Raw genomic sequence first — 473 nt, 5'->3', positions numbered from 1 at the left:
CCTCAGTGTTATCGAGGCCCAGTATGCTGTGACGGCAAACAATGTCGCGAACGCAAATACCACTGGCTACGTGAAAGAGACGGCTGCGACGTTGTCTTCGGTGGCTGCGGGTTATGGTACAGGGGTCCGGCTTGGCAATACCCAGCTTGCGATCAATCAAGCGCTTCAATCATCGCTTTATCAGCAAAATGCCCAGGCTTCGTCCTACACAGTGATGAGCGATTCGCTGGCTGCCGTCTCCTCCGTGCAAGGATCTACCTCTCAGGACTCCGGAAGTACGTCTAGCCTTTCAGACCAGCTCGGCAATTTGCAAAGTGCCCTGATTTCCCTGACGTCCACTCCTACCCAGAGCGTCTCCCAGAGTGCAGTCGTCAGCAAGGCCTCTGCCTTGGTGACAACCGTACAGACTCTTGCCTCGACCTATGCTTCGCAGCGACAGGCGGCGGCTGATGGTGCGGTTTCCGATGTGTCCT

At 56.2% G+C, this 473-nt stretch carries 1 protein-coding gene; it reads left to right on the top strand.

The window, feature by feature from the left end; genetic code table 11:
- On the top strand, window positions 1-473 hold a 473-nt coding region (locus P792_RS0120515; protein WP_031241769.1), incomplete at both ends, for a flagellar basal body protein.

This window comes from Asaia sp. SF2.1 (assembly GCF_000505765.1).
In the GTDB taxonomy this organism is placed as follows: domain Bacteria; phylum Pseudomonadota; class Alphaproteobacteria; order Acetobacterales; family Acetobacteraceae; genus Asaia; species Asaia bogorensis.
The sequence above is the reverse complement of the archived record's forward strand: the minus strand, read 5'-3'. Positions and strand labels throughout refer to the sequence as shown.